The following is a 2,474-nucleotide window of genomic DNA, read 5'->3' on the forward strand; positions in this document are numbered from 1 at the left end:
CGTCGCGACGAGCTTGCGGCTCTGGTGCAGCGGCTCTCGGGCGGCAAGAGCGACTCGGAAGGGGCGCGGCTCTTCACACTCTTTGGACCCGGCGGCATCGGAAAGACACGCCTCGCGATTGAAGCCGCACGGCGGCTGGCGGCACACCAATTCTTTTCAACCCTTCACTTTGTTCCCTTGGCAGGGGTGACGACGGTGCCCCAAGCCTGGGAGATGCTCGCGGGGAAACTTGGACTCCATGGGGGGATGCCGTCTGAGCGCGTGCGGAACTACCTGAGTGCGCACACACCGACATTACTTATACTCGACAACCTGGAGCAGTTTCTGCCCGAGGGGGCTGCGCTCGTGGAGAGCCTGCTGACATCTGCACCTGAGCTGACAATCCTTACCACCTCTCGGCAGCGGCTAGCAATTCCAGGTGAGGAGATCTTCGCCGTGGGGGCACTGCCCGAAGACGATTCCGTGGCGCTTTTTGTGGATCGTTCACGAAGTGTCTCGCCTGATTTCAAGCTGACGCCAAGCAATGAACCCTCGGTGCGCGCGCTCGTCAGCTCTGTCGAAGGCTTTCCCCTCGCTATTGAACTGGCAGCAGCGTGGGCAGGGACTCTCACTCCAATGGAGATGGTTCAACAGCTTGCCCAGAGCCGCCTGAGCTTGCCAAAAGACGCCCAGAAAGACACGCGTCATGCCTCTATTATCGCAGCGATTTCGTGGAGTACGGAGCTTCTGGAGCCCGAGCTGCGTGAGACTTTCTACCGACTTGCCGTCTTTCAGGAGGGCTGGGATGCACTTGCAGCGCAGGTAGTCTGTGGAGCAAGCAACTATGCGCTGGCTAGCCTCAGAGATCGGGCACTGGTCTCGGCGGAGCTGAGGGGAACCTCACTGCGTTTCTTTCTTCACGAGAGCCTTCGGGAGTTTAGTTGGTGTGCGCTCTCCCAGGTCGCGCAAAACCGACTCAGTGCATTGCATACAGCGCATTTTCTACAACGCGCGAAAGAGGCGAAGCTTGATCGGCCACGGGGAGAGATTTGGGCAGCGGCACTCGCCCACTTGATCCCTGATGAGGCCAACCTTCGTAAGGCACAGGAAGGGGCCGCACCAACGGACAAAGTTCGATTTGTGCTTGCCCTTATGCCTTTATGGCTGCACCAGGGACGTTTTATCGAAGGCGAGCTTGCGTGCCAGATTGCCGGAGAAATGATCGGTAGCGAGGAGCCGGACTACTTACTACTGAGGTTTGCCGCCGCGACCCTTGCCTATAACCTCAACAAAAATGCCGATGCAGAGCGTGGGCTTCGTGAAGTGGTCGAAAAAGGTGAGGAAACTCTAAGAACCCGCGCTCTACTAAGCCTCGCTCAGCTTGCTCTCTTTAATCAGGATAATGCGGCGATGATGCACGCTTGGCTCGCACGCATTGATCCGGAGTCCAGCACACCGATTCTTTTGGCACAAGCCCGTTTTTTAGAGGGAACTGCACTTCTCTACCAGGGCGAGACCGCTGCCGCGACGGAGATTCTAGCCGACGTAGCAGTGAAGGCGCAGAGTGCGGGCGACCTTGCCCTGATGGCGCAGGCACTTAATAATCAGGGGAATGCGCTCCATCAGGCCGGAGAGCTTGACAAGGCACGCCAGAGCTACGCGCAGGCACTTGTACTTCGAGAGACACTGGGGCTACGTGTGGAGACCCTCCGCACGCGAATCGGCTTGGCTAATGTGGCTGTTGCGAGTGGAGATCTTAAGGGAGCCCTTTCTAGCTTTCGGCAAGCGAGCCAGGAAGCGGCGGCGATGGGAGATCTACATATCGAGGCCCTAGTACTCGGAAACCAGGCAGCGGTGTTACAGGAGCTTGGCGAGTCTGCGGAAAGCCTAGCGCTCGCTCGCCGGAGCCTCATGCGCAAACAGCAGCTTGGCCTGAGTGGAAACATCGCCACGTCCCTCAACAATATTGCGGGTACTCTGCTTGCCCTGGGCAGAACGGAGGCGGTAGCCTCGCTTCATGGGGCGGCAGAAATGGTTCGGCGAAATGCGGCGATCACGCTCGGACCTGCCTTTCGTGAGCAGCTAAACGCGGAGTACGCAAAAGCACGTCACACTCTTGGCGAAAACACTTTTACCGAGGGTTTTGCATTGGGCACAGTGTTGTCTGAGCAAGAAGCCGTGGCTCTCGCTCTGGCAGATTAGTAGGTGCGTATGCCCCTGTTGAGCGAGCTATCCCAGCGGTGTGTTTTTAAGTAGCGCATGGCCGCTTTGAGCGCCTCGGGCTTGCCGGAGCGCTCTAAAATCTCGATCCCAAAGCCGCCGACGTAGCCACAGGGGTCATTGAGCGAGGCGATCACCAGTGCAATTGCTTCGTCGGAGTGCCAGCCCAGCTTGAGCAGCGCGGAGATGGCGTTCACCCGAACCTGGTTCTGGCCTGTCCACTTTCGGTAGAGTGGTTCCTGCCAGCTTGGCTCGGCACTGTCGGTGAGGAGCAG

2 protein-coding genes are annotated in these 2,474 nt (G+C 58.6%); one reads left to right on the forward strand and one right to left on the reverse strand.

The genetic code is table 11. The features are described 5' to 3' along the window. Positions 1-2,181 (forward strand): ATP-binding protein (locus ACH2EH_RS00595; protein ID WP_395137777.1); only part of this gene is annotated, 2,181 nt, incomplete at its 5' end. Here ACH2EH_RS00595 and ACH2EH_RS00600 read toward each other — a convergent pair. Further along, a partial coding sequence (locus ACH2EH_RS00600; protein WP_395137779.1) for a hypothetical protein occupies positions 2,178-2,474 on the reverse strand: 297 nt, incomplete at its 5' end. The two genes, ACH2EH_RS00595 and ACH2EH_RS00600, sit on opposite strands and share 4 nt — an antisense overlap.

The sequence above is a fragment of the Armatimonas sp. genome, assembly GCF_043760365.1.
Taxonomy (GTDB): domain Bacteria; phylum Armatimonadota; class Armatimonadia; order Armatimonadales; family Armatimonadaceae; genus Armatimonas.